Genomic DNA, 2,001 nt, shown 5'->3' on the forward strand with positions numbered 1-2,001 from the left:
TGATCACCCGCCCATCAGCACCTCGACATGGGCGGCGACCGAGTCGGCAAGGCCCTTGAGGTCGTAGCCGCCCTCCAGCGCCGACACGATGCGGCCGCCGCAGGAGCGGTCGGCGACCTCCATCACCCTCCGGGTCGCCCAGGCGAAATCCTCGGCCTCCAGCATCAGGTTGGCGAGCGGATCGCGCCAATGGGCGTCGAACCCGGCGGAGATCACGATCAGGTCGGGCTTGAATGCGTTGAGGCGCGTCAGGATGCGGCTCTCGAACGCCTCCCTGAAGGCGTCACCGTCGGCGAAAGGCTTCAGCGGCGCGTTCACGATGGTGCCGTGCTCGCCCGTCTCGGAGACCGCGCCGGTGCCCGGATAGAGCGGCATCTGGTGGGTCGAGCAGAACAGGACCGAGGGGTCCGACCAGAAGATGTCCTGGGTGCCGTTACCGTGGTGGACGTCCCAGTCGACGATGGCGACGCGCTCGGCCCCGTGCGCCTTCTGGGCGTGCCGGGCCGCGACGGCGACGTTGTTGAAGACGCAGAACCCCATCGCCTTGGTGCGTTCGGCATGGTGCCCGGGCGGGCGCATGCCTGAGAACACGGTCTTGGCCGCCCCCGTCATCACGAGGTCGACGCCCTGGACCGCCGCCCCGACGCCGCGCAGCACGCAGTCGATGGTGCCGGGCGAGAGCACGGTATCGGAATCGAGATGGACCAGCCCCTCCTTGGGTGCGGCCCCGACGATGGCGCGGACCCACTCCTCGGGATGGGCCAGCATCACCTGTTCCAGCGTCGCCGGCTCGGGCGCGCGCCGATCGAGGCCGGCGAAGGCCTCGGCGGCCAGCGCCTCCTGCACGGCCTTCATCCGCTCGGGACGCTCGGGGTGGCCGTGCGGCGTGCGATGCGCGAGGGCAGCCTCATGGTAGAAGAGTACCGTCATGTCAGCCCTGCTCGTTCCGTTGGCATACGATATACCAAAGCCCCCGGGCGGGGACCAGACGGGACTGCGCGGCCCGATTCAGGCGCCGCCCCACTGCATCGTGAGCCCGCCGTCCACGACCAGGGTATGCCCGGTGACGTAGTCGGAATCGTCGCCGGACAGGTACAGGATCGCCTTGGCGATGTCGTCGGGCTGCCCGGCCCGGTGCCACGGGATCCGCTCCAGGGATGCTTCGAGCTTCTTTGGGTCCTCGAACCGGTCGCTGGTCATCGGGGTCTCGATCAGGCCCGGCGCCACGTTGTTGACGTTGATCCTGTCCTCGGCGAGCTCGCGCGACAGGCTCCGGCAAAGCGATCCGACCCCGGCCTTCGACATGCCGTAGGGCGCGCTCTCGGGCGTCGGCAGGTGCTGGGCGACCGACGACACGATCACGATCTTGCCGCGCCCGCCATGGGCACGCCGCACCTTGATGAAGGCGCGGGCGCAATAGACCGGCGCCATGAGGTTGACGCGCAGGATCAGCTCGAGCTTGGCATCGTCCATCTCGGCCACCGGCATGCCGCTCATCGCCTGGCCGGCATTGTTGACGAGGATGTCGAGCACGCCGAGGTCCTTGGCGACTTGCGCGAACGTCGCCTCCACCGAGGCCGGGTCGGTCACGTCGGTCCGGATCACGAGGCAGCGCCGGCCGCCCGCCTCGACGCGGCGCGCCGTCTCCGCCGCGCCCTCGGCGTCGGTGTGGTAGGTGATCGCGACGTCCGCGCCCTCGCGGGCGAACAGCTCCGCGACGGCCTGCCCGATCCCGGAATCGGCGCCGGTGACGAGCGCCCGCTTACCCTGCAGCTTCATGATCGGCCTGTGCGATGTCGGTGGGAGGACAGGAGTTCGTGCCCTGGGGCCTCGACGCCTCGAAGACACGTCAATCGGCTCGCGTGTACGGGGTTCCCGGATGCGGTCCTTGGGGTCCTCCGACGCGCTAGGAGACCGCGCCCGCGAGACGCAGGGCCATGCCGGCCGCCGCGCAGGCTGCCAGCGTCGGGATCACGCCGGTCCTGAACCGGAACACGGCGA

Annotated in this window: 2 protein-coding genes; both read right to left on the reverse strand. The window is 69.9% G+C overall.

All coding sequences use genetic code 11. From position 1 onward, the window contains the following. Nucleotides 1-3: 3 nt before the first annotated feature. Complete coding sequence (locus tag ACFE7U_RS15190; RefSeq protein ID WP_375410558.1) at nucleotides 4-930, reverse strand: histone deacetylase family protein; 927 nt, start codon at nucleotides 928-930, stop codon at nucleotides 4-6. Nucleotides 931-1,008: 78 nt separating this feature from the next. Next, a complete protein-coding gene (locus tag ACFE7U_RS15195; protein WP_375410559.1) occupies nucleotides 1,009-1,779 on the reverse strand; it encodes an SDR family NAD(P)-dependent oxidoreductase in 771 nt (256 codons plus the stop codon). Between the last annotated feature and the right edge of the window lie 222 nt (nucleotides 1,780-2,001).

The organism is uncultured Methylobacterium sp., from assembly GCF_964251405.1.
Lineage (GTDB): Bacteria > Pseudomonadota > Alphaproteobacteria > Rhizobiales > Beijerinckiaceae > Methylobacterium.

Coding starts and splice junctions, on each gene's coding strand:
- ACFE7U_RS15195 (WP_375410559.1), bottom strand. CDS start 1,779: ATGAAGCTGCAGGGTAAGCGGGCGCTCGTCACCGGCGCCGATTCCGGG.
- ACFE7U_RS15190 (WP_375410558.1), bottom strand. CDS start 930: ATGACGGTACTCTTCTACCATGAGGCTGCCCTCGCGCATCGCACGCCG.